This window comes from Neorhizobium tunisiense, from assembly GCF_039631515.1.
Lineage (GTDB): Bacteria > Pseudomonadota > Alphaproteobacteria > Rhizobiales > Rhizobiaceae > Neorhizobium.
In genome coordinates this window covers 1040785-1067108 of the sequence record NZ_JBDIUU010000001.1, presented here as the reverse complement: position 1 = coordinate 1067108, position 26324 = coordinate 1040785, and the positions used below count along the sequence as shown (strand labels likewise).

At 63.2% G+C, this 26324-nt stretch carries 22 protein-coding genes; 15 read left to right on the top strand and 7 right to left on the bottom strand.

The features are described from left to right. Positions 1–18: 18 nt before the first annotated feature. The 13 genes from ABCW43_RS05560 to ABCW43_RS05500 all read left to right on the top strand — a co-directional run bounded on the left by ABCW43_RS05560 (position 19) and on the right by ABCW43_RS05500 (position 14775). Positions 19–231, top strand: coding sequence for a hypothetical protein (locus ABCW43_RS05560; protein ID WP_345922459.1), 213 nt, complete (start codon positions 19–21; stop codon positions 229–231). A gap of 117 nt (positions 232–348) precedes the next feature. Then, positions 349–615, top strand: coding sequence for a hypothetical protein (locus ABCW43_RS05555; RefSeq protein ID WP_037081003.1), 267 nt, complete (start codon positions 349–351; stop codon positions 613–615). A 50-nt stretch (positions 616–665) separates the two neighbouring features. Next, positions 666–1337, top strand: a complete 672-nt coding sequence (locus ABCW43_RS05550; protein WP_046628321.1) for a response regulator transcription factor — start codon at positions 666–668, stop codon at positions 1335–1337. 7 nt (positions 1338–1344) lie between these two features. After that, positions 1345–2751, top strand: coding sequence for an ATP-binding protein (locus ABCW43_RS05545; RefSeq protein ID WP_445738893.1), 1407 nt, complete (start codon positions 1345–1347; stop codon positions 2749–2751). A 266-nt stretch (positions 2752–3017) separates the two neighbouring features. Then, positions 3018–3452: an RT0821/Lpp0805 family surface protein gene (locus tag ABCW43_RS05540; RefSeq protein WP_210011165.1), complete on the top strand. Its 435-nt coding sequence runs from the start codon at positions 3018–3020 to the stop codon at positions 3450–3452. Between the two features lie 161 nt (positions 3453–3613). Further along, positions 3614–4750 (top strand): c-type cytochrome biogenesis protein CcmI, encoded by a 1137-nt coding sequence (gene ccmI / locus ABCW43_RS05535; protein WP_345922458.1) that lies wholly within the window; start codon positions 3614–3616, stop codon positions 4748–4750. Continuing rightward, positions 4747–5232: a cytochrome c maturation protein CcmE gene (ccmE, locus tag ABCW43_RS05530; protein ID WP_345922457.1), complete on the top strand. Its 486-nt coding sequence runs from the start codon at positions 4747–4749 to the stop codon at positions 5230–5232. Before ccmI ends, ccmE begins: the two co-directional genes overlap by 4 nt. After that, on the top strand, positions 5229–7217 hold the full coding sequence (locus ABCW43_RS05525) for a heme lyase CcmF/NrfE family subunit (RefSeq protein ID WP_345922456.1): 1989 nt from the start codon (positions 5229–5231) through the stop codon (positions 7215–7217). The genes ccmE and ABCW43_RS05525 overlap by 4 nt, the downstream gene beginning before the upstream one ends. Before the next feature lie 86 nt (positions 7218–7303). Beyond that, positions 7304–7822: a cytochrome c-type biogenesis protein gene (locus ABCW43_RS05520; RefSeq protein ID WP_445738892.1), complete on the top strand. Its 519-nt coding sequence runs from the start codon at positions 7304–7306 to the stop codon at positions 7820–7822. A 134-nt stretch (positions 7823–7956) separates the two neighbouring features. Then, positions 7957–9537, top strand: a complete 1581-nt coding sequence (locus ABCW43_RS05515; protein WP_345922455.1) for a Do family serine endopeptidase — start codon at positions 7957–7959, stop codon at positions 9535–9537. Between the two features lie 77 nt (positions 9538–9614). Beyond that, positions 9615–10373, top strand: a complete 759-nt coding sequence (locus ABCW43_RS05510; protein ID WP_345922454.1) for a response regulator transcription factor — start codon at positions 9615–9617, stop codon at positions 10371–10373. 27 nt (positions 10374–10400) lie between these two features. Beyond that, positions 10401–11792, top strand: a complete 1392-nt coding sequence (locus ABCW43_RS05505; RefSeq protein WP_445738915.1) for a sensor histidine kinase — start codon at positions 10401–10403, stop codon at positions 11790–11792. A 31-nt stretch (positions 11793–11823) separates the two neighbouring features. Next, a complete protein-coding gene (locus tag ABCW43_RS05500; protein WP_345922453.1) occupies positions 11824–14775 on the top strand; it encodes a bifunctional [glutamine synthetase] adenylyltransferase/[glutamine synthetase]-adenylyl-L-tyrosine phosphorylase in 2952 nt (983 codons plus the stop codon). Between the two features lie 37 nt (positions 14776–14812). Here the strand turns inward: ABCW43_RS05500 and ABCW43_RS05495 are convergent, their stop codons facing one another. Both ABCW43_RS05495 and ABCW43_RS05490 read right to left on the bottom strand, forming a co-directional pair. After that, entirely contained in the window at positions 14813–17155 is a 2343-nt protein-coding gene (locus ABCW43_RS05495) for a PAS domain-containing sensor histidine kinase (RefSeq protein WP_345923356.1), read from the bottom strand. 164 nt (positions 17156–17319) lie between these two features. Then, the gene (locus ABCW43_RS05490; RefSeq protein WP_345922452.1) at positions 17320–18522 is read right to left on the bottom strand and encodes an MFS transporter; all 1203 of its coding nucleotides are present in this window, start codon (positions 18520–18522) and stop codon (positions 17320–17322) included. A 122-nt stretch (positions 18523–18644) separates the two neighbouring features. On the opposite strand from ABCW43_RS05490, the gene ABCW43_RS05485 reads away from it, so the two are divergent. Further along, positions 18645–19208 carry a TetR/AcrR family transcriptional regulator gene (locus tag ABCW43_RS05485; RefSeq protein WP_345922451.1) on the top strand — a complete coding sequence of 188 codons (564 nt, stop codon included), beginning with the start codon at positions 18645–18647 and terminating at the stop codon, positions 19206–19208. 16 nt (positions 19209–19224) lie between these two features. Here the strand turns inward: ABCW43_RS05485 and pepN are convergent, their stop codons facing one another. Next, on the bottom strand, positions 19225–21873 hold the full coding sequence (gene pepN / locus ABCW43_RS05480; protein WP_345922450.1) for an aminopeptidase N: 2649 nt from the start codon (positions 21871–21873) through the stop codon (positions 19225–19227). Positions 21874–22198: 325 nt separating this feature from the next. Between pepN and ABCW43_RS05475 the strand changes: the two genes are divergently transcribed. Next, a complete protein-coding gene (locus tag ABCW43_RS05475; RefSeq protein WP_345922449.1) occupies positions 22199–23137 on the top strand; it encodes a DMT family transporter in 939 nt (312 codons plus the stop codon). Positions 23138–23161: 24 nt separating this feature from the next. Here ABCW43_RS05475 and ABCW43_RS05470 read toward each other — a convergent pair whose 3' ends face one another. The 4 genes from ABCW43_RS05470 to ABCW43_RS05455 all read right to left on the bottom strand — a co-directional run bounded on the left by ABCW43_RS05470 (position 23162) and on the right by ABCW43_RS05455 (position 26149). Beyond that, positions 23162–23314, bottom strand: coding sequence for a hypothetical protein (locus ABCW43_RS05470; protein WP_345922448.1), 153 nt, complete (start codon positions 23312–23314; stop codon positions 23162–23164). Between the two features lie 26 nt (positions 23315–23340). Further along, the gene (locus tag ABCW43_RS05465; protein ID WP_210011178.1) at positions 23341–23532 is read right to left on the bottom strand and encodes a hypothetical protein; all 192 of its coding nucleotides are present in this window, start codon (positions 23530–23532) and stop codon (positions 23341–23343) included. 176 nt (positions 23533–23708) lie between these two features. Beyond that, the gene (locus ABCW43_RS05460) at positions 23709–24608 is read right to left on the bottom strand and encodes a uracil-DNA glycosylase (RefSeq protein ID WP_345922447.1); all 900 of its coding nucleotides are present in this window, start codon (positions 24606–24608) and stop codon (positions 23709–23711) included. A gap of 248 nt (positions 24609–24856) precedes the next feature. Next, positions 24857–26149, bottom strand: coding sequence for an Hsp70 family protein (locus ABCW43_RS05455; protein ID WP_345922446.1), 1293 nt, complete (start codon positions 26147–26149; stop codon positions 24857–24859). Positions 26150–26324 lie beyond the last annotated feature (175 nt).

The window sequence follows — 26324 nt, the reverse complement described above, 5'->3', positions numbered from 1 at the left end:
TGAACAAGGAGATGACGCATGGATGGCATGAAGGTGTGGTATCAGTCGAAAACGGTCTGGGGCGGGTTGATCGCGGTCGCCGCCTCGCTTTTGCAGGTCACGGGAATTCAGCTCGGAGCGGATGTTCAGGCCGATCTCGCGGACCTCGCGGTGACGCTGGCAGGCGCTGCCGGCGGGTTTTTCGCGATCTACGGTCGTATCGCGGCCCAGACCGGAATCAGGGGAAAATAGCCCTATGAAGGAAAGCATTACGGACCATTCATTTGCCATTCAGCCGCCTTTGGCTACATATTCCATCACATGCTTTGGACATGAATCCTGTTTGTCTTGTGAGTGGAAATTGTAACCATGGCGCGACTGCCAATCATCGCGATACTGACCGCCGGCCTTGCCGGTTTTGCCGGCTTTCTGCCGGAAAAGGTCGCTGCGCGTGATTATCTCGTTCTTGTCGCAGGCGATTGCGGCTCGGCGGCGTCTCGCGTGGTGCGGGAAACCGGCGGCCAGCTTCTTTCCGCTCAGCCCTCCTCCGATGGCCAGACCTGTGTCGTGACGGTGCTCGTCCAAGGCGATGGCAATCAAAGACCGCGCAAGGTAACCGTCAGGGTTCCGATGTAAGGCGGCTCCGGCGGTGATCGGCCGCCGGCATATCATTCGAGGGGCGGTGCATGCGCATTCTGGTGGTCGAAGACGACGTCAATCTCAACCGGCAGCTTTCCGACGCCCTCAAGGAGTCGGGGTATGTGGTCGACCAGGCCTTCGATGGCGAGGAAGGCCATTATCTGGGCGAAACCGAGCCTTATGACGCGGTGATCCTCGATATCGGCCTGCCGGTCATGGACGGTATCACCGTCGTCGAGAAATGGCGTGCCGGAGGCAAGGGCATGCCGGTTCTGATGCTGACCGCCCGCGACCGCTGGAGCGACAAGGTGGCGGGCATCGACGCCGGTGCCGACGACTATGTCGCAAAGCCCTTCCATGTGGAGGAAGTACTGGCCCGCGTCCGGGCGCTGATCCGCCGGGCGGCGGGGCATTCATCCTCCGAAATCGTCTGCGGGCCCGTGCGGCTCGATACCAAGGCTTCCAAGGCAAGCGTCGAAGGCGTCGCCCTGAAGCTCACCTCGCACGAATTCAGGCTGCTGTCCTACCTGATGCATCACATGGGGCAGGTCGTTTCCCGCACCGAGCTTGTGGAGCATATGTATGACCAGGATTTCGACCGAGATTCCAATACGATTGAAGTTTTCGTGGGCCGGCTTCGCAAGAAGCTCGGTGTCGACCTCATCGAGACGGTCCGCGGGCTCGGTTACAGGATGCAAGCGCCAAACGATGCGCCCTAAATTCCGGATGATCGGACCAAGATCGCTGACCGCCCGCGTGCTGCTTCTGGCCACGCTGTGGTCGGCGCTGGCCCTGGTGGTCATTTCGATCGTCATCTCGCAGCTCTACCGGCAATCGGCCGAACGCGCCTTCACCGACCTCCTGCGCGCCCAGCTTTATAATGTCATCAACTCGATCACGATCGGCGACGACAACAAGCTTGCCGGCAGCCCGCAACTCGGCGACCTGCGCTTCTCGCAGCCCGAGACCGGCTGGTACTGGATCATCGAGCCGCTCGGTACCTTTGCGGCCACGCCGCTTTCATCCTCTTCGCTCGGCACCTCGAACATCAGCGTGCCGTCGATCCTGGCGGTGCCCTTCAACAATCGCTACGAGCGCTTCTACCCCGCGATCGACGCCTACAAGAACCATGTTCTGGTCGCCGAGACCGAAGTCGTACTCGACGGCGAAGGCCGCGCCGCGCGCTTCCGCGTCTCGGGCAATCTCGCGGTTGTCGAGGAGGATATCCAGGCCTTTACCCGCAGTCTCTATATCGCCCTTGCCGTTTTCGGTTTCGGCAGCCTGGTCGTCAATGGTCTGGCTATCCTTTACGGCCTGTTGCCGCTCGACGGCGCACGACGCTCGCTCGAAAAGGTGCGGCGCGGCGAGGCCGAACGGCTGGAAGGCGAGTTTCCCCGCGAAATCATGCCGCTTGCGAGCGATATCAACGCGCTGATCGAAAGCAACCGCCGCATCGTCGAGCGGGCTCGCATGCAGGTCGGCAATCTCGCCCATTCGCTGAAGACGCCGATCGCGGTCCTGCTCAACGAATCGCGCGCCGTCGAAAAGGTGCAGTCGGACATGGTGCGGTCGCAGGCGGAGGGAATGCAGGCGCAGGTGCAATCCTACCTGAACCGTGCGCGCATCGCCGCTCAGCGAGAATCGCTGCTTGCCCGGACGGAGATCGAGCCGGTGCTGGAACGCCTGGTCAGGGTGATGCGGCGGCTCAATCCGGAAAAGGAATTTCACCTGTCGGTTTTCCCGCCGGGCGTGGCGCTTGCCATGGAACAGCAGGACGTCGAGGAGACGGTCGGCAACCTGCTCGAAAATGCCGCGCGCTTCTGCGAAACCGGCGTGTGGATCACTGCGACGCCCACATCCGGTCCTCAATCCGGCGAAGGTGAACCCGCGCGGCGCTCTTGGGTCGAGGTCGCCGTCGAGGACGACGGCCCGGGGCTGGAGCCGGATCAGATCCGCGAAGCGATGAAACGCGGCAGGCGCCTCGACGAGAGCAAGCCCGGTGCCGGGCTCGGACTGTCGATCGTGCGCGAGATCACCGGCGAGTATCACGGTTCGGTCGAGCTGACGCGCGGGGCGCGGGGCGGCCTTAGGGCGCAGCTTCTGCTTCCGGGCGTCGCCAAGGAAACCCCCTAACGTTGGAAATTTCGCAACGCGGTCCTGCGCAACTGTGGCGCAACGGCAACATCGGCCTATTCCCTGCCTTTGGTTCTGGACGGATGGATCGCCTGCTATATCTTTGTCGGAAGAGACATTTCTATATGTCTGCTAATATGCGGGGAGACTGAAAGATCGTCGGATTTGTGTGTTTTCCCAATGACGCCATAATGATGCCATGCCGGGACGGGACCAGTCTCGGCAAGATTTACCAAGAAAACGAGCCGCGACCGGTTTCCGACACGATGCGATTGTTGAGCCTCCGAAATGCCGTTTCATCGCTTGTGGTTGCTGGCCTTCTGGCTGGCTGCGGCACGTCTTCAGGAGCGGGAACCGGCGGCACGCGTGGCCTGCTGACACCGCGGCCGTCACCATCGACTTCCTATATTTCCGCGCTGCAGGGCGGCATCGTCGGCCGCACCGGCGCAACGCTTTCGGCAAGCGACCGTTCCCGCGCCCTCGAGGCGGAATATCGCGCTTTGGAAGGGGCCGCCGGCGGCGAGGCAATCACCTGGAAGGGTGACGACGCGAACGGCCAGGTGGTCGCCAACGCTCCCTATCAGGTGGGCACCCAGAACTGCCGTCAGTATCGCCATACGGTCACGATGAATGGCCGCGACATGACGGCGCGGGGCGCTGCCTGCCGCAATTCGAACGGCACCTGGACCCCGCTCACCTGATTTCCCCGTCTGATTTCCTCTGCGGCTGTTTGACATGGGTCATGGCCGCCAGATCGGATCGGCCCCATATGCAGGTCTGAGCTTGCGGCCAAAGGCCTCAAATTCGCGTCAACGCCGGCTGCGCTGTTGGAAAGCGCGGGCCGTTGCAGTATTGGGCCACTATGGTTTTATGGATCATCCTCGCAGCTCTGACGGCGGCCGTTGCGGCAATCCTCATCCTGCCGTTCGCCCGAGCCACCAAAACAGCATCCGTCGACCGTGCCGGAGAGGTCGCCGTCTATCGCGACCAGCTGGCCGAACTGGACCGCGACCGGGCCCAGGGCCTGATCAATGCGGAGGAAGCAGAATACGCCCGCGCCGAAATCGGCCGCCGGCTGCTGGCCGCGGCCGGCGCGGGGGAGGGCAAGGAGACCGCCGCTCCCAAGGCGCGAAAATATGCGCTCGCCACCACCGTGGTCACAATGGTTCCGCCCGTCGTCGGGCTCTGTCTTTACCTGGCGCTCGGCAATCCCGGGCTGCCGGACCAGCCGCTCGAAGCGCGGCTGGCCAATCCCGGCAACAATGTCGCCCTGCTGGTCGCCAAGGCGGAGCGGCATCTGGCTGAAAATCCCAATGACGGCGCCGGATGGGATCTGCTTGGCCCCATCTATTTCCGCTCCATGCGGCTCGGCGATGCCGAGATGGCCTATCGAAACGCGATCCGCATCCTTGGGCCGAGTCCGGTCCGGCTGGCCGGGCTCGGCGAAACGCTGGTCGCGTCGAACGACGGTATTGTCACCGAGGACGCGCGTGCCGCCTTCGAGCAGGCGGTGAAGCTCGATCCGGACAATCCGCGTTCACGCTTTTACGTCGGCCTCGGCTTTGAACAGGCAGGCCGGGCGGCGGAGGCGAGGACGCAGTTCGAGACGATCGCAAAGGGTTCGCCGGCCGATGCGCCGTGGATGCAACTCGTCAACCAGCATATCGTCAAGAACGGCGGCGCCGTCACGTCGGGACAGGACACGGCGCAGGCGCCCGGCAATCCGAACCAGGCGGATGTGGCGGCGGCGGAAAACATGTCGCAGGGCGATCGACAGGCAATGATCCGCGGCATGGTCGACAGCCTGGCGGAGCGGCTGAAACAGGACCCGAACAACCTTGAAGGCTGGGTGAGGCTGGTACGCTCCTATTCCGTACTCGGCGACAAACCCAGGGCCGAGGAGGCCCTGAAGAGCGGCCTCAAGCAGTTCCCGTCATCAGGCGAGCTGGTGGCGCTTGCCAACGAGATGGGGCTCGCCGTCGAAGGAGTGGCGCAATGACGCGCAAACAGAAACGGCTGGCGGTGATCGCGGGCGGCATGAGCTTCATCCTCGTCGCGGTGCTGCTTGTCATGTTCGCCTTCAGCCAGTCGGTCGCCTATTTCTTCATGCCGGCCGATCTTGCCAAGGCCGACGTCAAGCCCGGCACCCGCATCAGGCTCGGCGGGCTGGTTGCCGAAGGTTCGGTGAAGCGTGGCCAGGGTTCGACCGTGAGTTTTACCGTGACCGATGGAACCGGCAGCGTACCGGTTACCTATACGGGCATCCTGCCGGACCTGTTTCGCGAAGGTCAGGGCGTGGTGACCGAAGGCGCGTTCGATGCGGCATCGCACGGTTTCGTGGCCGACAGCGTGCTCGCCAAGCATGACGAGAACTACATGCCGAAGGAAGTCGCCGACCGGCTGAAGGCGCAGGGCGTCTGGAACGAAGGCCAGGGCGACCAAAGCAAGGGCAACGGCGCCAAGGGGACGGCAACGAGATGATCATCGAGATCGGCCATTACGCGCTCGTTCTGGCGCTTGCTACCGCGCTGATCGTCTCGGTCCTGCCGGTGATCGGCGCTCGGCGCGGCGATATCGCCATGATGGCGCTGGCCCCGACCGGGTCGCTGGTGCTGTTTGCGCTCGTCGCCTTCTCCTTCGGCGTGCTCACCTGGGCCTATGTGGTCTCGGATTTCTCGGTGATGAACGTCTGGGAAAATTCCCATTCGCTGATGCCGGTGATCTACAAATATTCCGGCGTCTGGGGCAATCACGAAGGCTCGATGCTGCTCTGGCTGCTGATCCTGGTGTTCTTCAGTGCGCTTGTCGCGGTCTTCGGCCGGAACCTGCCGGATACGCTGCGGGCCAATGTATTGGCCGTGCAGGCCTGGATCTCGACCGCCTTCCTGTTCTTCATCCTGCTCACCTCCAATCCGTTCCTGCGCCTCGATCCGGCGCCGGCCGAAGGGCAGGACCTGAACCCGGTGCTGCAGGATTTCGGCCTCGCCGTGCATCCACCGCTGCTTTATCTCGGTTATGTCGGCTTCTCGGTCTGTTTCTCGTTTGCGGTCGCGGCGCTGATGGAAGGCCGCATCGACGCTGCCTGGGCCCGCTGGGTGCGGCCGTGGACACTCGCCGCCTGGACCTTCCTGACGGCCGGCATCGCCATGGGCTCCTACTGGGCCTATTACGAGCTCGGCTGGGGCGGCTGGTGGTTCTGGGATCCTGTCGAGAACGCCTCCTTCATGCCCTGGCTCGCCGGCACGGCGCTGCTGCATTCGGCGCTGGTCATGGAAAAGCGCGAGGCGCTGAAGATCTGGACCGTGCTTCTGGCGATCATGACCTTCTCGCTGTCGCTGCTCGGCACCTTCCTGGTGCGCTCGGGCGTGCTGACCTCGGTGCATTCGTTTGCGACCGATCCCACCCGCGGCATCTTCATCCTCTGCATTCTCGGCATCTTCATCGGCGGCGCCTTCGCGCTGTTTGCCTGGCGGGCGCCGATGCTGAAGGCGGGCGGCATTTTCGCGCCGATCTCGCGCGAGGGCGCGCTGGTGCTCAACAACCTGATCCTGACGGTGGCGACGGCGACGGTGCTGACCGGCACGCTCTATCCGCTGATCCTAGAAACGCTGACCGGCGAAAAGATCTCGGTCGGCGCGCCGTTCTTCAACATGACCTTCGGCCTCTTGATGCTGCCGCTTCTGGTCGCCGTGCCGTTCGGGCCGGTGCTTGCCTGGAAGCGCGGCGATCTCCTTGGCGCCCTGCAGCGCCTTTATGTGTTCGCCGGCCTGGCATTGGCTGCGGGCCTTGCCTTCTTCTACATTCAGAACGGCGGACCGGTTCTGGCGATCTTCGGCCTCGTGCTCGGTTTCTGGGGCATGATCGGCGCATTCGCCGACCTCTGGTATCGCGGCAATTTTTCGAAGGTCGGGCTCTCGGTCGGGCTGAAGCGCCTGGCCGGCCTGCCGCGTTCGGTATTCGGCACGGCGATTGCCCATTTCGGTCTCGGCGTCACGGTTCTCGGCATTTTCGCGGCGACGACCTTCGGCACAGAGACGGTGGTCGAGATGAAGCAGGGTGCTTCCGTAGACGCCGGCGGTTATTCGCTGACCTATGACGGGCTGCGCGATGCGGTCGGACCGAACTATACCGAACAGCGCGGGCATTTCGCCGTCAGTCGCGGCGGCGTCCAGGTGGCGGACGTCTGGTCGTCGAAACGGCTCTACACGGCGCGGCGCATGCCGACGACCGAGGCCGGAATCCTCACCTTCGGCCTCAGCCAGCTTTATGTCTCGCTCGGCGATGCGATGGAAAGCGGCGGCATGGTGGTGCGCATCTGGTGGAAGCCGTTCATCCTCTGCATCTGGGGCGGCGCGCTGGTGATGATGGTCGGCGGGTTCGTGTCGCTGTCGGATCGGCGGCTCAGGGTAGGGGCGCCGAGCCGGAAGGCTAAGCCGGTCAAGGCGACGCTGGAGGCGGCGGAGTGATGAGAACATCTGTCGACAAAGACCCCTCCCCAACCCCTCCCCACAAGGGGGAGGGGCTTCACCGCCCCATCGCACCCTTGAGATGGATGCTAGGCGTTGCCACGGGTTTTCTCCCCCCCTGTGGGGGAGATGGCCGGCAGGCCAGAAGGGGACTTTTCTCGTTCTTTCTACTTCTCCTGGCTCTCTTTGCCCCACTTCCGGCCTTTGCCGTCAATCCCGACGAAGTGCTCCCCAACCCCGTGCTCGAACAGCGCGCCCGAAATCTTTCGGCGCAGTTGCGCTGTATGGTGTGCCAGAACCAGTCGATCGACGACTCCAACGCGGAGCTTGCCCGCGACCTGCGCGTGCTGGTGCGCGAGCGGCTGGCGAACGGCGATACGGACGAGCAGGTGATCGACTACGTCGTGTCCCGCTACGGCGAATTCGTGCTCTTGAAGCCGCGCCTCAGCGCCAAGACGGTGATCCTCTGGGCGACGCCGGTCTTGCTACTGTTGGTCGGTGCAATCGCCATCCTGGTCTTCGTCCGCACCCGTCCAGGCCAACGCGCGGTTGCGGCGCTGACCACCGAGGAGCAGGCGCGTATCGAAGAACTTCTGAAAAAATAGCCGTTCGTCAAACATTACCAATATTTCATTCGTCCGCCACCTGCAGTTAACCTGCGAGCGCCTATATCTCTCGTCATCCACCGCTTGGCTGACCTCCAGCCGATATGACTGAAGAGAAGAAGGTAGCTTAAAACATGCGCAATATCGGACGTCCCTCCCTGAAGACCGTCTTGAAGACCACCACGGTTGCTGGTCTTGCCGCGGTCATGCTCTCGAGCGGCATCCCGGCTCAGATCACGCAGTCTTTTGCTGCTCCGGTCAGCGTCACCGCACCGCAGGCCCCGAGCTTTGCCGATGTCGTTTCGGCCGTTTCCCCCGCCGTCGTTTCAGTCCGCGTCCAGTCGGATGCACAGCCCGTTTCCGATGACAGCAGCTCGTTCAGCTTCGGCGGCCGCGGCTTCGACCAGCTTCCCGATGACCACCCGCTGAAGCGGTTCTTCCGTGAATTCGGCGGCCAGGTGCCGGGCGCTCCGGGCGACCGCAACAACCGCAACCAGGATCGCGCAGAGCGCAACGGCCCGCGGGGCCAGGACGGCAACCGTCCTCACCGCCTGCGCCCGGCGGCACAGGGTTCCGGGTTCTTCATCTCCGAAGACGGCTATGTCGTCACCAACAACCACGTCGTTTCCGATGGTTCCGCCTATACGGTCGTTTTGAACGACGGCACGGAACTCGAAGCCAAGCTGGTCGGCAAGGACAGCCGCACCGATCTCGCCGTGCTGAAGGTCGACGCCACCAGCCGCAAGTTCACCTATGTCAACTTCGCGGACGACTCGAAGGTCCGCGTCGGCGACTGGGTGGTTGCCGTCGGCAATCCGTTCGGCCTTGGCGGTACGGTCACCGCAGGCATTGTTTCTGCCCGCGGCCGCGATATCGGCTCCGGTCCCTATGACGATTATATCCAGGTGGATGCGGCCGTGAACCGCGGCAATTCCGGCGGTCCGACCTTCAACCTCTCGGGCGAAGTGGTCGGCATCAACACCGCGATCTTCTCGCCGTCGGGCGGCAATGTCGGCATTGCGTTTGCGATCCCGTCTTCTACCGCCAAGGACGTCGTTGCCGACCTGATGAAGGACGGTAAGGTCGATCGCGGCTGGCTCGGCGTGCAGATCCAGCCGGTCACCCAGGACATCGCCGACTCGCTCGGCCTCAAGGAAGCGACCGGCGCCCTCGTCGTCGCTCCCCAGGAAGGCTCTCCGGGTCAGAAGGCCGGCATCAAGGAAGGCGACGTCATCACCGCCGTCAACGGCCAGCCGATCAAGGATGCCCGTGATCTCGCCAAGCGCGTCGCCGCCTTCGGCCCGAACACCAAGGTGGAGGTCGATCTGTGGCGCGACGGCAAGGCCCAGAAGATCCCGGTCACGCTCGGCAATCTCCAGAGCGACGAAGCCGCTGCGGCCACGCCGAAGCAGCCCGACGCTCCGGCTCCTTCCAGCGACAAGGCGCTTGCCAGCCTCGGCATCACCGTCGCTCCGGCTGAAGATGGTTCCGGTCTCTCGGTCACCGATGTCGATCCGGACAGTGAAGCCGCTGCCCGCGGCCTGAAGACCGGCGAAAAGATCGTCTCGGTCAACAACCGCAAGGTCACCAGCGCCGCCGATGTGGGCAAGGTTCTCGACCAGGCCCGCAAGGACGGCCGTACCCGTGCGCTGTTCCAGGTGGCTGGTGAAAACAATACCAGCCGCTTCGTCGCCCTGCCGATCAACGAAGGCTGATTTCTTAAAACTAGGTCGCAAGATCAGGGGCGCCGCCGGCAACGGTCGGCGCCTTTCTTCTTTCCACGGAGCGAGCGATGGAAACGGATACCCGATATTCAGCCGGCACGGCAGATTCCCGTAGTGCAAAGACGGGCTCGGACGCTATTGTCCCGCACATGAAGATTCTGGTGATAGAAGACGACCTGGAGGCGGCAGCCTACATGACCAAGGCCTTTCGCGAGGCCGGGATAGTGGTCGACCATGCAAGCGACGGCGAGAGCGGCCTGTTCATGGGAACCGAAAATTCCTACGACGTGATGGTCATCGACCGAATGCTGCCGCGCCGCGACGGGCTGTCCGTCATCAGCGAACTCAGAAAGCGCGGCGTCAATGCGCCGGTACTGATCCTTTCGGCGCTCGGTCAGGTGGACGACCGCGTGACCGGCCTGCGCGCCGGCGGCGACGACTACCTGCCGAAGCCCTACGCCTTCTCCGAGCTTCTCGCCCGCGTCGAAGTGCTCGGCCGCCGCAAGGGGACGCCAGAACAGGACATGGTCTACCGGGTCGGGGACCTGGAGCTTGATCGGCTGTCGCACGAAGTGAAGCGCGCCGGCAAGGAAGTGCTGCTGCAGCCGCGCGAGTTTCGCCTGCTCGAATATCTGATGAAGAATGCCGGCCAGGTGGTGACCCGCACCATGCTGCTCGAAAACGTCTGGGACTATCATTTCGATCCCCAGACCAATGTCATCGACGTGCATGTCTCGCGGCTGAGGTCGAAGATCGAGAAGGATTTCGAAAAGCCGCTGCTGAAGACCATCCGCGGCGCCGGTTACATGATCAAGGACGAGGGGTAAGCCGAGTTGCTGGCACGTGCCCGCCTGATGTTCCGCTCGACGGCCGTGCGGCTGTCGGCGCTCTATATCCTGCTCTTCGCCCTGTGTGCGGCGTTTCTGGTCATCTACGTGACGGCGATGTCGGAACGGCTGCTGGCGCAGCAGACGCGCCAGTCGCTGCAGGAGGAAGTGCAGGAGATACAGCGCGCCTATGAGCGCGGCGGCGTCAGCCTGCTGCTGCGGATGATGGAGCGGAGGGCCCGCCAGCCGGGCGCCAATCTGTACGTGATTGCCGGTCCCAACGGCGAGATGCTCGCCGGCAACGTCGCCGCAGTGCAGCCCGGCGTGCTCGACGACCAAGGCTGGACGGAAATCCCCTTCACCTACGAACCCTATACGGAAGCGGATCGTCCTCGCCGTCATCTCGCCATCGCAAACGTGCTGCGCCTCGACAACGGTCTGCGGCTGCTGGTCGGCCGCGATCTCGGCGACCCGAGCCGGTTCCGCGGTATCGTGCGCCGGGCGCTGATGGTGGCATTGGCCATCATGGGCGTTGGAGCGCTGGTGATCTGGTTCGGCATCGGCCGCAATGCGTTGAAACGCATCGATCGGATGTCGGCGGCGAGCCAGAAGATCATGGCGGGCGACCTTTCGCAGCGCCTGCCGGTCGGCAAGTCCGGCGACGAATTCGACCGGCTGTCGGATTCGCTGAACGCCATGCTCGGACGCATCGAGAAGCTGAACGAAGGCCTGCGGCAGGTTTCCGACAACATCGCCCACGACCTGAAGACGCCGCTGACGAGATTGCGCAACAAGGCGGCCGATGCGCTCGGCGAAGACCGTGCGGACGTGCGCCGCGCAGCCCTCGAAGGTATCATCGCCGAATCCGACCAGCTTATCCGCACCTTCAACGCGCTGCTGATGATCTCCCGTGTCGAGGCGGGCTCGATCGCGGCCGAAATGTCCGATGTCGATCTGTCGGCGATCTCCGCCGACAGTGCCGAACTCTACGAGCCGGCGGCGGAGGAGGCGGGTCTTTCGCTCACCACCGAGCTCGAACCGGGTCTCGTCGTCAAGGGCAACCGGGAACTCATCGGCCAGGCGATCTTCAATCTCCTCGACAACGCGATCAAATATGCCTCCGAGGGAAGCCATACGCCCAAGATCGGGGTGAAGCTCGCCAGGAGCGACGGCACGCTCAGGCTCTCCGTCTGCGACAACGGCCCCGGCATTCCGGCCAACAAGCGCGGCGAGGTAACCAAGCGGTTCTTTCGCCTCGACGAAAGCCGCTCCAAGCCCGGCACCGGCCTCGGCCTGTCGCTGGTCGAGGCGGTGATGGAACTGCATGGCGGCTCGCTGGAACTCTCCGCCACCGACGAGACGAATACCGCGGCACCCGGCCTGACGGTCACCATGGTCTTTCCCGTGCCGAAGCCCTAAGTTTCGCCAGGGAAGAATCAGGGAGGTGCCAGTGTCGGAGACCGGAAATCGGCTCGATACGGTGAAGGCGGAGGTGATCCGCCCGCTGAACCAGACTGAGACCAAGGCGGCGATGGCTGTCCTGAAGGATATCGGCAAGTCCGAACCTTCGGTCGCGGCACTGCTTGGCAAGGACAGCGCGCTCCGAGACTTCATCGTCGCGGCCTTTACCCTCTCGCCCTATCTGCGCGACACGACGGTCATCTCGCCAAAGCTGCTGGCGACCGCGATCACCGAGCCGTTGGAGCCGGCGCTCAACCGGCTGGTCGAGACGGCGCGTCGGACCTGGCTGCCGAGGGACGGCAAGGCACCGTCAGAAAACGAGGTGATGGCGGCACTGCGGACTGCCAAGCGGGCTTTGAGCTTCCTCGTCGCGCTCGCCGATCTCGCCCGTATCTTTTCCGCGAAGGACACGACACGCTGGTTGAGCCTGTTTGCCGAAGCCTCCGTCGCCGCGGCAATCGACTACCTTCTGGTCACTGGCCATGAAAGCGGCAAGCTGAAGCTCGCCGACCTCGAAGAACCGAGCAAGGGCTCCGGCCTGATCGTGCTTGGCATGGGCAAGCTCGGCGGCCGCGAGCTCAACTATTCCTCCGATATCGATATCGTCGTGTTCTTCGACCCCGAAACGGGCATCCTCGCCGATCCGCTCGACGGGTCGGAAGTCTATGGCCGGATGATGCGCCGCCTGATCCGCATCCTGCAGGAACGCACGGCCGACGGTTACGTGTTCCGCACCGACCTGCGCCTGCGGCCCGATCCCGGTTCCACCCCGCTCGCCGTCTCGCTGGATGCGGCGCTGATCTATTACGAGGGCCGCGGCCAGAACTGGGAGCGGGCGGCCTTCATCAAGGCGCGGCCGATCGCCGGCGACATTGCTGCCGGCGAAAATTTCATGCGGCTGCTGACACCCTTCGTGTTCCGCAAATATCTCGACTACGCGGCGATTGCCGACATCCACTCGATCAAGCGGCAGATCCATGTGCACAAGGGCCACGGCGCGATTGCCGTGAAGGGCCATGACGTCAAGCTCGGCCGTGGCGGCATCCGCGAGATCGAGTTCTTCGCCCAGACCCAGCAATTGATCGCCGGCGGCCGCATGCCGCCGCTGCGGGCCCGAGATACGGAAGTGGCGCTTGCAGCGCTCGCCGAGGCGAGATGGATCACGCCCGAGATCGCCGCCGAACTGACCGAGGCCTACTGGTTCCTGCGCGATGTCGAACACCGCATCCAGATGGTGCGCGACGAGCAGACCCATAACCTGCCGGAAACCGACGCCGAACTGAAGCGTATCGCCTTCATGCTCGGTTTTGCCGACACCGCCGGTTTTTCCGCAAGGCTTGAAGAGGTGCTGAAGACCGTCGAGAAACGTTACGCGCGGCTCTTCGAGCAGGAGGCAAAGCTGACCAGCAGTGACGGCAACCTTGTCTTCACCGGCCAGCAGGACGATCCGGGCACGCTGAAGACGCTCGCCTCGCTCGGCTTCGAGCGGCCGGCCGACATTTCCCGCGTCATCCGCACCTGGCATTACGGCCGCTACCGGGCCACCCAGTCGGCGGAGGCGCGCGAGCGGCTGACCGAACTGATGCCGGCGCTTTTAATGGCGTTCGGCGAGAGCAAGCGTGCCGACGAGGCGCTGCTGCGGTTCGACAGTTTCCTGAGGGGCCTGCCGGCCGGCATCCAGCTCTTTTCGCTGATCGGCAACAATCCGCCGCTTCTGGCGCTGATCGTCACGATCATGTCGTCTGCGCCCCGGCTTGCGGATATCATCGCCTCCAAGCCGCATGTCTTCGACGGCATGCTCGATCCCGGCCTGATGGCCGAACTGCCGACCCGTGACTATCTCTCCTGGCGCCTGGCCGCATTCCTGACCGCCGGCCGGCACTACGAGGAAAAGCTCGACCGGCTGCGCATCTTTGCGGCCGAGCAGCGGTTCCTGATCGGCATCCGACTGCTGACGGGGGCGATCTCGGGTGCCCAGGCGGCACGCGCCTTCACCCACCTTGCCGACCTCCTGATTGACGCGGCGTTGAAGGCGGTGACCGCGGAGATCCGCAGCGCCCACGGCCTTTATCCAGGTGGCCGCGTCGCCGTCATGGGCATGGGCAAGCTCGGCAGTTTCGAACTGACTGCCGGTTCCGACGTCGATCTCATCCTTCTCTACGACTACGATGGCGAGGCGATGGAAAGCGGGGGTGACAAGCCCCTCGATGCCAGCCGTTATTTCACCCGTCTGACGCAGCGGCTGGTCGCCGCGCTTTCGGCGCCGATGGCAGAGGGGATCATCTTCGAGGTCGATCTGCGCTTGAGACCGTCGGGCAACAAGGGTCCGGTTGCCACCCGCATCAACGCATTCGGCAAATACCAGCGCCAGGAGGCCTGGACCTGGGAACACATGGCGCTCACCCGCGCCCGGCTGATCTGCGGCGAGGAAAGCCTTGTCGACGAGGCGAAGGGCCTGATCCGCGAAGTGCTGTCGACCAAGCCCGATATTGCGAAGATCGCCAGGGACGTGGCCGAGATGCGCGAACTGATCGAAAAGGAAAAGCCGCCGCGCGATATCTGGGATTTCAAGCTGGTCCCCGGCGGCCTGATCGATATCGAGTTCATCGCCCAGTATCTGCGGCTGATAGCGCCGGCCAGGGGTGTGACGCTCGATACCTATGGTTTCAGTACGGAAGAAGCTTTGAAGGCGCTCGGCGAAAAGCTGATGAAACCTGCCGATCTCGATACCTGTGTCGAGGCGCTACGGCTTTTCACCGAGCTTTCGCAGATCGTCCGGCTCTGCGTCGACGGACCGTTTGATCCGGGCGATGCCCCCGCGGGGCTCGTCGAGCGCGTCTGCCGGGCAGGGGATTGCCCGGATATCCGCACGCTGGAGGGCGAGGTAAAGCGGCTCTCGAAGGCGGTGCGGGGGATATTCCATTCGGTTGTCGGGAAATGACGGGCGTCTCCGCCCCACAACGGTTTCGCCGTTGACCTCAGGCGACCCGCTTGCGACCGACGAGCATCGGCTGGTCTGGGATGAGCAGCGAGACGACGGTGCCTTCGCCGACCCGTGAACGGATCCGCATCTTGCCGCCGTGAAGGCCGATCAGCGAGCGGGAAATGGCAAGCCCCAGTCCCGAGCCGCCCTTGCTCTTGGCATACTGGCTCTGCACCTGCTCGAACGGCTGGCCGATCTTGTTAAGCGCCTCCATCGGAATGCCGATGCCGGTATCGGCGATCGTCAGCAGCACCCCTTTTTCCAACTTGCGGGCACGCAGTTCGATCCTGCCGCCGTGGTTGGTGAACTTGACTGCGTTGGAGAGGATGTTGAGCATCACCTGCTTCAATGCGCGGCGATCCGCCACCATGTGGAGGCTGTCGCACAGGCGCTGATGGATGGCGATCTGCTTGTCCTGGGCCGAGATCGAGGTGAGGCGCAGGCTTTCCTCGATCAGCGGCTTCAGGTCGACCGCCTCGCACTGGATGCGCATGTGGCCAGCCTCGATCTTCGACATGTCGAGAATGTCGTTGATGACGTTGAGAAGATGTTTGCCGCTGTCGTGGATGTCCTTGGAATATTCCGAATATTTCGGCGAGCCGAGCGGTCCGAACATGCCGTTCGTCAGGATTTCCGAGAAGCCGAGGATCGCGTTGAGCGGGGTCCTCAGTTCATGTGACATGTTGGCGAGGAATTCCGACTTCGCCTTGTTGGCGGCCTCGGCACGGTCCTTTTCCGCCTGGTAGTTGGCGTTGGCGATCGAAAGCTCGGACTTCTGGCGCTCCAGTTTCTTCTGCGAGGAGGAAAGGTCGCCGATCGTCGCCATCAGCCGGCGCTCGCTGTCGCGCAGCCGTTCCTGGTGGCGCTTCAGCAGCGTGATGTCGGTGCCGACCGAGACCAGGCCGCCGTCGCGGGTGCGGCGCTCGTTGATCTGCAGCCAGCGCTCGTCGGCGAGCTGCACTTCCGTGGTGCGCGACAGGCCGCTGCCGTCCGGATCGGCGACGCGGCGCTCGATGACCGGCCGGGCTGCGGCTGAATTCACGGCGTGACGCTCGGTGCCGGGCACCAGCACGCTGTCGGGCAGGCCGTAAGCCTGCTGGAAATGGGTGTTGCACATCACCAGGCGGTCGTTCTTGTCCCAGAGCACGAAGGCTTCGGACGTGCACTCGATCGCGTCCGCGAGGCGCTGGTCGGCCTCGGCATAACGCTGGGCGAGGCGATGCTGTTCGGTCACATCCATGGCGATGCCGATGACATGGGTGCGGCCCTGGCTGGTCTTCACCAGTTGGGCGCGGGCGCGCATCCACACATAGTGGCCGGCCGCGTGGCGCATGCGAAAAACCTGGTCGACCTGCTTGGCATTGCCGCGGCTGATGGCGCGGGCGAGCGCGTAGATATTGCCGTCGGTCGGATGCATCATCCGTGCGGCATCGGTAAACGAGATCACGTTTCCGGCAGGCGGCAGGCCGAGCATCTCGTACATCGATCCGGACCAGAACAGGCGACGGTTTGTGACGTCGAAATCCCACAGCCCGCAACGGCCGCGCGACAGCGCCGTCTCGATGCGCAGATTGGATTCGACGAAGGTCTCGTCGGCCTCGCGGGCGCGTTTCACCTGCATGTAATAGGCGTAGAGGATGACCAGCAGGATTGCCGAAATGCCGGTGAAGAGCGTGACGTTGAGGGACACGTCGTGACGCCAGGCAAGATTGATGCTCTCCAGCGAATAGGCCGCCACGATCAGCATACCGTCGCTGCCGACCATCTCGATGGCCGCATAGTGCGGAATTTCGCCGAAATAGGTCTCGATAACGCCGCTCTCGTCGCCGAACCGCCTGAGCGCCGCAGTTTCCGGCAGGACGGAGGTCAGGCGCCTGCCGATATAGCTGGCGGCCTGCTTGGTCCCGCCGAAGATACGGCCGGTTTCGTCCACGAACAAGAAGAAAGCGTCCGCCTCCAGGCGTTCCTGCGGCAGAAAGGTACCAAGGCGTTTTTCCGCGGCGGCGCGGTCTCGACCGATGAGTGCGGTCGCATCGCTGGAGAAGGCAGCACTCGCCGTGGCGGCCATCAGCGCCGTCGCCTGCCGGGCGGCATCTTCCATCCGCGTGTATTCGGAGACGATGCCGAGAATGCGCGACGCAGCGACGACGGTCAGGAACGCGATGATAAGAAGGGGGATCGAACGCTTGAGGACGAGTTCCACGCGGGGCAGTTGCCGCGCGAGTGGCTTGACGGAGAGCCGCGCCTCGTCCGGGATAGCCCGCCGCAAACTTCCAAGGCTTGGAAATTTAAGACGCAGCCGCCCCTCGGCCGCGGTTGCCCGCTGCACGTCCGACATGGTTTTCATGGTGTCCCTCATGGTGATTCGGCGCGCCGCTCGCCCGAATCTGCCTTAATGAATCATTAGTGATTCTTCGTGTCCAGAGGCTTGCTAAGATTTTTTTAACGATTTGATTCAATTGCGAATCGGAAGAGTCCCGCGAGGGCGGCAAACCGGCCGTCTCAGGAGACGGCCGGGCTTTCGGAAAGGTTGGTGCGGGTGGCCGCGATCGAAATCACCGCCAGCGTGATGATTGCACCGCCGTAGACATAGGCGGCATTGGAGAGACCGAGTGTGGGAGCGGCAAGGCCTGCGGCAATCGCCGGGATCGAGAAGGCGAGGTAGCTCTCGACCAGGAAGGCTGCGAACAGACCGGCTCTTTCATGGCTCTCGGCAAGCGGCAGGACGATCTTCAGGATGTTCGAAAAGATCGATCCGAACCCGAGACCGGCCACCGCCGTGCCGAGGTAGAGAAGCCAGACCGCCTGCAGGTGTACGCCCGAGAGGGTGATCAGGACGCCGATCATCAGGGCGGTCGTGCCGGTCGAGAGAACCCGTTGCGGCGTCCATGCGCGGAACACGAAGACCGAGGCGGTGGCGCTCAGCATCAGCGTTGCGACGACCGTACCGCCCACGAAGGGCGAGGTGATTCCGGTCGCAACCGCAACCAGCGTCGGCATCAGCGACAGATAAAAGCCCCCGAGCGCCCAGCCGGCGACATTGACCGGCGTGACCTTGAGAAGCGTAGTGCGGGCCCGCTGCGGCACGCTGATATGCGGACGCATGGCGGCGAGCGCGCCCGGCCGTCCGGTGATGGTCTCCGGCATGAAGGCAAGCGCGATGATGCCTGCCACTGTCACCATGAAAAGAAGCGCGTAGATGAGGTGCGTTGGCGCGGGTGCGAAGGCGACGAGCGTGCCGCCGGCAAGCGTGCCGACCATCAGGCCGAGAAAGGCGGTGATACTGTTGAGCGTCGAGCCTCTGCGCTTGTCGGTATCGAGGATCGTCGCCCCGAAGGTCGGGAAAGCGATGCCGGTTGCGAAACCCTGGACGATACGGCCAACAAGCAGCATCGTGCCGGATTCAGCCACCATGAAGACGATCAGTGCCGCAGCGTTGAAGATCAGTGCCAGCAGGATCAGCGGGCGGCGCCCGAGATAGTCGGAAAGCCCGCCGACGGTCAGAAGTGCCGCGAGTAGCGCGAAGGAGTAGGAACCGAAGATCAGGGTGATCATCGCCGGCGAGAGATGAAAGAGCTCCTGGTAGAGATGGTAGAGCGGCGTCGGCGCGCTGCTGGTCGCGGAGATCAGGACCGCGCCGAGGAAACTGTAGACCGTCATCCGCAGTGCGGATGGCGAAGGGGAGGCGGAAAGGATATTGCTCATGGTGTTTCACCTTAATGCAATTTTTTAGCGTTAGCCGCATGTAGTTGCATTCCTGGCTTAATGCAATATCTTTGCGTTAAGAGATTTGATGCTTCCGGCAACGCGCCGGCAAGGAGAACAGAATGGCAAGGGAAATGGTGCGCCAGGGTGGGCGCAGTGCCCGCATACAGTCGGAAGTGCACCGCACCGTTCAGGATCTGCTGAAGACCATGGATCGCGGCGAGATCACCGTGCCGATGATTGCGGAAAAGTCCGGCGTGACGCCATCGACCATCTATCGCCGCTGGGGCGATCTATCGGAACTCCTGGCGGATGTCGCGGTGGCGCGCATGCGGCCGGTTGCCGACCCGGAAGACACCGGCGCGATGGAAAGCGACCTCGAAGCCTTCATTCTCCAGTATGCGGAGGAAATGTCGTCCAAGGTCGGACGCTCGATGCTGGCGGACGTGCTGAGCAGTATGGAAGGCGACGCGGCGGGCCGCTGCTGCCAGTTTACCTATGATCATCTGGAGACGTTGCGCGGGCGTGCCCTGACCCGCGGCGAGAGCGCCTTCGACGTGGGCGAGGCGATCGACGCCATAGTCGCGCCGATCATCTACCACATCCTGTTCGGCGATCGCGAACTGACGCCCGACTATTGCCGGTCGCTGGTTTCCCGCTTTCTGGAAAAATGCGCCGGCGTTTAAAGCCGGCGCCTTCGGCTCAGCCTTTCAGCATCCGCTCGACGATGTCGCGCACGTCGGTCGAAAGCGTCGCAGTCTGTTCGATCGTGGTCAGCGCCGCATGGGCATGCTCGGCGCGCTGCGGCTCCAGCGACCGCCACGAGCGCATCGAGGTCAGGATGCGGGCGGCAAGCTGCGGATTGCGCGGGTCGATCGCCAGGATCTGCTCGGCCAGGAACCGGTAACCTTCGCCGTCGGCGCGGTTGAAGCCGGTCGGATTGCCGAAGGCAAACGTGCCGATCAGCGAACGCACCCGGTTCGGATTGGTGGCGATGAAGCGCGGATTGTCCATCAGCGCCTTGACGCGGGCAAGCGCGCCCGCACCGGGAATGGTCGCCTGGGTCGAGAACCACTTGTCGATCACCAGAGCATTGCCGTCGAAGCGTGTGAGGAACGTGTCGAGCGCCTTTGCTGTTTCCGGTGCATCCGGGAAGCGGTGCGCAAGCACCGCCAGCGCCTGGACGAGATCGGTCATGTTGTCGGCGGATGCGAAGGCTTCGGCCGCACGGGCCGGCGTTCCTTCCGCATAGGTGAGGTAGGAAAGTGCCGTGTTGCGCAGCGAGCGCTTGCCCGCACTTGCCGCATCCGGCGTAAAGGCGCCTTTGACCTTCATATCCTCGAACAGGCGCAGGAAGGTCCTGGTTCCGGCCTTGGCAATTTCCGAAAGAATGGCGTTGCGGCCCGCGTGGATCGCATCCGGATCATTGTTGCCGCCGAGTTCGCGGGCGATGTCGGCCTCGCTCGGCAGTGTCAGCGCCTGGGCGCGGAAGGCGGGTTCCAAAGTCTCGTCGCCGGCGGCTTCGAGAAGGGCGGCGACGAAAGCCGGATCGCAGGTGATGGCCTTGCCCTCGCGGGCGTCGCGCGCCGCCTGCATCAGGTTCGGCAGCGCAAGATCGGTCAGCGCCTGCCAGCGGGCGAAGAGGTCGCTGTCATGGCGGGCGATATGGGCGAGATCGGCCGTCGTCTGGTCGAGATGCAGGTTGATCGGCGCAGAGAACGACCGGTTGAGCGAGAGCACCGGACGGGAGGAAATGCCCGAGAAGGTGAAGGTCTGCCGGCGCTCCGTGAGATGCAGCACGTCGCCGGTGACTTCGCCGCCCGCGACCTTGGTCGGCACTGCTGCCGAGCCGTTATCGAGGATCAGCGCGAAGGAGAGCGGGATATGCATCGGCTCCTTGGCGGTCTGGCCGGGGGTTGCCGGGATCATCTGCTCCAGCGACAGCTTGAAGGTGCCGCTTGCCTGGTCGTAGTCGCTCGACACGGTGACGAGAGGCGTGCCGGCCTGGTGGTACCAGAGCGAGAACTGCGTCAGGTCGCGGCCGCTCGCATCCTCGAACGACTTGACGAAATCCTCGACCGTCGCGGCCTGCCCGTCATGGCGCTCGAAATAGATATCCATGCCCGCCTTGAAATCGTCGCGGCCGAGCAGCGTGGCGATCATGCGGGTGACTTCCGAACCCTTTTCGTAGACGGTCGTCGTGTAGAAATTGTTGATCTCGCGGTATTTGGTCGGACGTACCGGATGCGCGAGCGGACCTGCGTCTTCCGGGAACTGCTCCGATTTCAGGTGCCGAACCTCGGCGATGCGCTTCACCGCGCGCGAACGCTGGTCGGCGGAAAACTCGTGGTCGCGATAGACCGTCAGGCCTTCCTTCAGGCAGAGCTGGAACCAGTCGCGGCAGGTGATGCGGTTGCCGGTCCAGTTGTGGAAATATTCGTGGGCGATGATCGCCTCGATATTCGCGTAATCCTGGTCGGTCGCGATTTCCGGGTCGGCGAGCACGTATTTGTCGTTGAAGACGTTGAGGCCCTTGTTCTCCATGGCCCCCATGTTGAAGTCCGAGACGGCGACGATCATGAAGATGTCGAGGTCGTATTCGCGGCCGAACCGCTCCTCGTCCCACTTCATCGAGCGCTTCAGCGCGTCCATGGCATAGGCGGCGCGGGCTTCCTTGCCGTGCTCCACATAGATCTTCAGCGCGACTTCACGCTCCGACATGGTGATGAACTTGTCTTCGACCACGCCGAGATCGCCGGCGACCAGCGCGAACAGGTAGCTAGGCTTCGGATGCGGGTCGAACCACGCGGCAAACGCGCGGCCCTCGTCGTAACCCGCGCCGCCGAGGAAATTGCCGTTCGACAGCATGACCGGGTTGGCGGCCTTGTCGCCGATAATGGTGATCGTATAGGGCGCCAGCACGTCCGGCCGGTCCGGGAAATAGGTGATGCGGCGGAAGCCTTCCGCCTCGCACTGGGTGCAGTAGACGCCGTTGGTCCGATAGAGGCCCATCAGCTGGGTGTTGGCTTCCGGATTGATGAAGGTGGTGATGGTGATTTCGAAGGGCTGCTCGGCCGGCAGGTCGCGGATCGTCAGGCTCTCCGGCGTCGCATCATACTGCGCCGCGGGCACCTCGTTCTGGTCGAGCAGCAGCCCGGACAGCGTCAGCTCGTCGCCGTCCAGCACAAGCGGCACAGACGGATCGATGCCTTCGCGCCGGTGGAAGATCAGCCGCGCATCAACCTTCGTATTGGTAGGGTCGAGCTCGAAGGTCAGATCGACGCGTTCCAGGACGAAGTCGGTGGGGCGGTAATCTGCCAGATGAACGATCTGGCCCGTATCTGTTCGCATGTTGCTTCCTGAACCGGCTCTTCAAATTGGTATCGGGAGCTTCGCAGCACTCCCGGATTGGCACATACCCGTCGCCGCGCGGATAATTACACGCAATGCTAAACGATTGTTGAAACTTTGGCTAAAATAAAGCCTGATTTCATTCCGGTATATGTCGCGTAATCTTTCATTGGGTCACGGATATTGATCGACCTATCATCAGTTTTGATCCCCTTCACGGCACTTTTCCGTTACTTTGCCGCCAAACTGAATCTCCCCAGATCGTCTCCCCAAAACGTCCTGTCAGTGCGGACCGGATTTCCGCCAAAATCCCCATGAGTTGTTGATGGCCGCCGATGCCCTGAATCCCCTGCGCGGGATCATGTTCAAAGTCACCTCCGTGGTGGTCTTCGTGATGATGCAGACCTGTATCAAGTCGGCAGGTCCCGATATCCCGGCGGGGCAGATCACCTTCTACCGTTCCGCCTTCGCGCTTGTGCCGATCATGGTTTATCTCGCCTTCCAGGGCGAGTTGCGCGGCGCCTTCCACACGAACAGCCTGACCGGCCATGTGAAACGGGGCTTCCTCGGCATTCTCTCCATGGTTTTCGGCTTTTACGGCCTGGTGCACCTGCCGATGCCGGATGCGATCGCGATCGGTTATTCCTCGCCGCTCCTGGCGGTCGTCTTTGCCGCGATCTTTCTGAAGGAGACGGTGCGCATCTACCGCTGGAGCGCGGTCATGGTCGGTATGGTCGGGGTGGTGATCATCTCCTGGCCGAAGCTCACCATGTTCGAACAGGGCGGCATGGGCTCGGAGCAGGCGATGGGTGCAGCCGCCGTCATCCTCTCTGCGGTGCTGGCCGGCTTTGCGATGATCCAGACGCGCCAGCTCGTGCGCACCGAGAAGACGGCGACGATCGTGCTCTATTTCTCGCTGTCGGGCGCGCTGTTTTCACTGCTCAGCCTGCCCTTCGGCTGGGCTGAGTTGACGATGCCTGAGAAGCTTTTCCTGATCGGTTCCGGATTCTGCGGCGGCATCGGCCAGATTTTGCTGACCGAAAGCTATCGCAACGCGGATGTCTCGACGGTCGCGCCGTTCGAATACACCTCGATCCTTCTCGGGATCTGCATCGCCTATGTTCTGTTCGGGGATGTGCCGACGGCGACCATGCTGGTCGGGACGGCGATCACGGTATCGGCGGGGATTTTCATCATCTACCGCGAGCATCAACTGGGGCTCGAGCGGAAGGCGGCGCGCAAGGCTTCGCCGCCCGGGGCTTGACCCCGGGACTTGAGAACCGGATGCTTAAAGCGGAATGGCCGCGGTGACCGGGTTGGTCGCTTCGGCAGAGGCACGGACGGCACCGGCGCGGCTGTATTCGCGCGAGGCGTTCACGGCGGCGCCGATGTGAGAAAAGTTCTCACGCAGTGTGCGGATCGGATGGAGGATGGCCGTCATGGCTGATGCTTCCTTGCGTCGCTGGATCAACGTTCGCGGAAATCGGCAAAGACCGAAGCCGGACGAGTGACGCCCACCGGACGCGCCATGGCGCGGGAGGTAAGCTGCTCGTTCGTCGCGGAGCCGAAATGGTGATAACCCTTCGTTGAGCGCGGCGACAGGCCGGCGATGCGAAGAGTTTCGAAACCCGAATGGATCGGGCGGAAGCGGGTCGTCATTGGCCTTGGTTCCTTAAACCTAGAATTCCTCCCAAGACACGTTGCCAATATTGCAATGCAACATCGATTCTGCAATGCAGCAAAACGCCGCGCTGCCATGCGTTGCTTGCATGGCATTCTTCATATTTCCGTAACTTTGGGTAAATTGTTGAGAAATCTGCCTGAAATGGCGGCAGTCAGTGCCCGGGAAAACGCATTTTGAACATCAAAAGGTCCTGCCAGGCCAGCGCCTTGTTGGCGGGTGCGGCGAGCAGTTCCTGCGGATGCAGCGTGGCGATCGCCGACACAGCGATTCCTCCGAAGGAGAGGTCGCGCCATTCGCCGCGCATCGAATGGATCGTGCCATTGCCGCCGAAGAAGAAACGGGCCGGAAAATTGCCGAGCAGCAGCAGCAGTTTCGGTTCGGCAAGCGCCACCTGGCGTTCCAGGAACGGCCGGCAGATATCCATCTCCGCCTGCGACGGCATGCGGTTGCCCGGCGGCCGCCACGGTATGACGTTGGTGAGCAGAACGGCGTCGCGGGCAAGGCCGATCGCGCCGAGCATGCGGTCGAGCAATTGTCCCTGCCGGCCTGAGAAGGGAATGCCGTCGCGGTCGTCGTCCGCATTCGGCATCGGGCCGATCACCATGATGCCGGAAGCTGGGTTGCCGCTCGCAAACACCGTGTTGCGCGCGCCGTTCTTCAGGTTGCAGCCGTTGAAGGCTTCGAGTGCGGTCTTGAGTTCGTCGAGCGAACGGGCGCTTTCGGCCGCAAACCGTGCCGAGGCGACCGCCTGTTCGTCGGGCACCGATACGGGCGCGGAGGCAGGTGGAGGTGCTGAAGCGCGCGCCGTCGGAGCTGTGCGTTTCGGCGTTGCCGCCGCTGCCTGGGAGTTCGGCGCCTGCTCATAGTTCGTCGGCTGCTGCTGCCGGGCAGACGCGGGCGCTCTGGCATCGGCCTGCGCCGCCTTCTGGGCCGCAAACTGCGCGAACCGGTCCACCGGCTCATCCTCGACAAGCCACTCCACGCCCGCATCCGCATAGAAATGCAGAAGGGCGGCGAGTTCTGGCGCGTCCATGTCTTTGGCGAAGTTCATCTGATTCACACTACAGCATGTCGCAGCGAAGAGGGAACCGGTTTTGGGGCAATGAGGAGGGGGGAATTGTGGCAATGCGACGCGGTAGTCTTAACCCTCCCCCTTGTGGGGAGGGTGGCCGGCAGGCGGGAGGGGTCTTTCTTACTGTGAACAAAAGCTCCCCTCCCCAACCCCTCCCCACAAGGGGGAGGGGCTCCACGCGACGTCGTGCATTCCCAAAGGGAGCTTTGTTTCTTGCCCGTTTCCCCTCAAGCCGCCCATTGCGCGACATTGTCGCTCTCGCCGATCAGCGCCAGGCCGTGGGCGATCGACAGCAGTTCGCCGCCGGTCTCGATCTTGCCGGCATCGAATCTCTGCGTGAAGATCCGCCGCACGGCCGGTACGAAGGATGTGCCGCCGGTCAGGAACACCTTGTCGATCTCGGCAGGCGCCGTGCCGGTCTTTTCCAGCACCTCGTCGAGCGCACCCTCGATGCGGCCGAGGTCTTCCGCGATCCAGCCTTCGAAATCGGAACGCTTCACCATTTTGCGGCCCGCCTTGCCGAGGGGGGCGAAATTGAATTCCGCTTCTTCCGCGCCCGACAGCGCCATCTTGGTCGCCGAGATCGCCTGATAGAGCGGGTAACCCTCGTCATGGTCGACGAGGTCGATGAACAGTTCGAGCTTGTCCGGCTCCAGCGCCGAGCGCACCAGCGATTTCAGGTCGGTGAACTCGCGGCTGGTCTTGAAGATCGACAGCTGATTCCAGCGGCCGAAATTGACGTAATAGCCGGCCGGCACGTCGAGCACCTTGTCGAAACTCTTAAACTTGCTGCCCTTGCCGATTTCCGGCGCCACCAGGTTGTCGATCATCCGGTAGTCGAAATGGTCACCGGCGACGCCGACGCCCGAATGGCCGATCGGGGTGGCTGTCAGCTTGCCGGCCTTGGTTTCGAAACGGATCAGCGAATAGTCGGTCGTGCCGCCGCCGAAGTCGGCGACGAGGACGGTGGCATCGCTCCTCAGCGTCTGGGCGAAGTAATAGGCGGCCGCCACCGGTTCGTAGACATAGTGGATTTCCGGAAAGCCGAGCCGGGTCAGCGCCTCGTTGTAGCGCTCGGTCGCAAGCCTGGCATCCGGATTGGCGCCGGCGAAATGCACCGGCCGTCCGGCGATCACCCGCGACACGTCGGTCGGCCAGTTGTCCTCCGCATAGATCTTCAGGCGCTTCAGGAAGATCTCCATCAGGTCCTCGAAGACATGTCGGCGGGCAAAGACGAGCGTACCCTGGAACAGCGCACTTGCCGCAAACGTCTTGATCGACTGGAGAAAACGACAATCGCCTGGATTGTCGATGAACTGGCGGATCGCCGCCTGTCCGGCCTCGACCTTCAGCGCCTGCGCCCCCATCACCGGGTCCTTCATGAAGGACAGCGCCGTGCGCATCGAATCGCTTTCGCCGGCGCTGCTGGAGAAGCGCATCGAATGCGTCGTGCTGCCGCCGTCCGCCAGTGCCAGAACCGTATTGGTCGTGCCGAAATCAAGCCCGAGCGCCCGTGCCATCGCCGTGCTCCTTTTATCCATCGAAAGTCATTGAACCGAAGCCCCCGGCAAATGCGCTGGCAGGCTCCGAATGCGAAAAGGGCGCTTCTGGCGCCCCGGAATTTTTGAGAGGGCGGGTGATCGCACAAGGCAGGCGGGATGGCAAGGGGGAAGCCTTGCCTTGGGCGGCGGTTGT

Bases quoted from the DNA above. Each gene is read 5' to 3' on its own strand.
- ABCW43_RS05495 (WP_345923356.1), bottom strand. From the start codon at position 17,155: ATGTCGGACGTGCAGCGGGCAACCGCGGCCGAGGGGCGGCTGCGTCTT.
- ABCW43_RS05460 (WP_345922447.1), bottom strand. From the start codon at position 24,608: ATGAACTTCGCCAAAGACATGGACGCGCCAGAACTCGCCGCCCTTCTG.
- ABCW43_RS05525 (WP_345922456.1), top strand. From the start codon at position 5,229: ATGATCATCGAGATCGGCCATTACGCGCTCGTTCTGGCGCTTGCTACC.
- ABCW43_RS05555 (WP_037081003.1), top strand. From the start codon at position 349: ATGGCGCGACTGCCAATCATCGCGATACTGACCGCCGGCCTTGCCGGT.
- ABCW43_RS05475 (WP_345922449.1), top strand. From the start codon at position 22,199: ATGGCCGCCGATGCCCTGAATCCCCTGCGCGGGATCATGTTCAAAGTC.
- ABCW43_RS05520 (WP_445738892.1), top strand. From the start codon at position 7,304: ATGCTAGGCGTTGCCACGGGTTTTCTCCCCCCCTGTGGGGGAGATGGC.
- ABCW43_RS05470 (WP_345922448.1), bottom strand. From the start codon at position 23,314: ATGACGGCCATCCTCCATCCGATCCGCACACTGCGTGAGAACTTTTCT.
- ccmE (WP_345922457.1), top strand. From the start codon at position 4,747: ATGACGCGCAAACAGAAACGGCTGGCGGTGATCGCGGGCGGCATGAGC.
- ABCW43_RS05505 (WP_445738915.1), top strand. From the start codon at position 10,401: ATGTTCCGCTCGACGGCCGTGCGGCTGTCGGCGCTCTATATCCTGCTC.
- ABCW43_RS05455 (WP_345922446.1), bottom strand. From the start codon at position 26,149: ATGGCACGGGCGCTCGGGCTTGATTTCGGCACGACCAATACGGTTCTG.
- ABCW43_RS05515 (WP_345922455.1), top strand. From the start codon at position 7,957: ATGCGCAATATCGGACGTCCCTCCCTGAAGACCGTCTTGAAGACCACC.
- pepN (WP_345922450.1), bottom strand. From the start codon at position 21,873: ATGCGAACAGATACGGGCCAGATCGTTCATCTGGCAGATTACCGCCCC.
- ABCW43_RS05510 (WP_345922454.1), top strand. From the start codon at position 9,615: ATGGAAACGGATACCCGATATTCAGCCGGCACGGCAGATTCCCGTAGT.
- ABCW43_RS05490 (WP_345922452.1), bottom strand. From the start codon at position 18,522: ATGAGCAATATCCTTTCCGCCTCCCCTTCGCCATCCGCACTGCGGATG.
- ABCW43_RS05485 (WP_345922451.1), top strand. From the start codon at position 18,645: ATGGCAAGGGAAATGGTGCGCCAGGGTGGGCGCAGTGCCCGCATACAG.
- ABCW43_RS05545 (WP_445738893.1), top strand. From the start codon at position 1,345: ATGATCGGACCAAGATCGCTGACCGCCCGCGTGCTGCTTCTGGCCACG.
- ABCW43_RS05540 (WP_210011165.1), top strand. From the start codon at position 3,018: ATGCGATTGTTGAGCCTCCGAAATGCCGTTTCATCGCTTGTGGTTGCT.
- ccmI (WP_345922458.1), top strand. From the start codon at position 3,614: ATGGTTTTATGGATCATCCTCGCAGCTCTGACGGCGGCCGTTGCGGCA.
- ABCW43_RS05550 (WP_046628321.1), top strand. From the start codon at position 666: ATGCGCATTCTGGTGGTCGAAGACGACGTCAATCTCAACCGGCAGCTT.
- ABCW43_RS05465 (WP_210011178.1), bottom strand. From the start codon at position 23,532: ATGACGACCCGCTTCCGCCCGATCCATTCGGGTTTCGAAACTCTTCGC.
- ABCW43_RS05560 (WP_345922459.1), top strand. From the start codon at position 19: ATGGATGGCATGAAGGTGTGGTATCAGTCGAAAACGGTCTGGGGCGGG.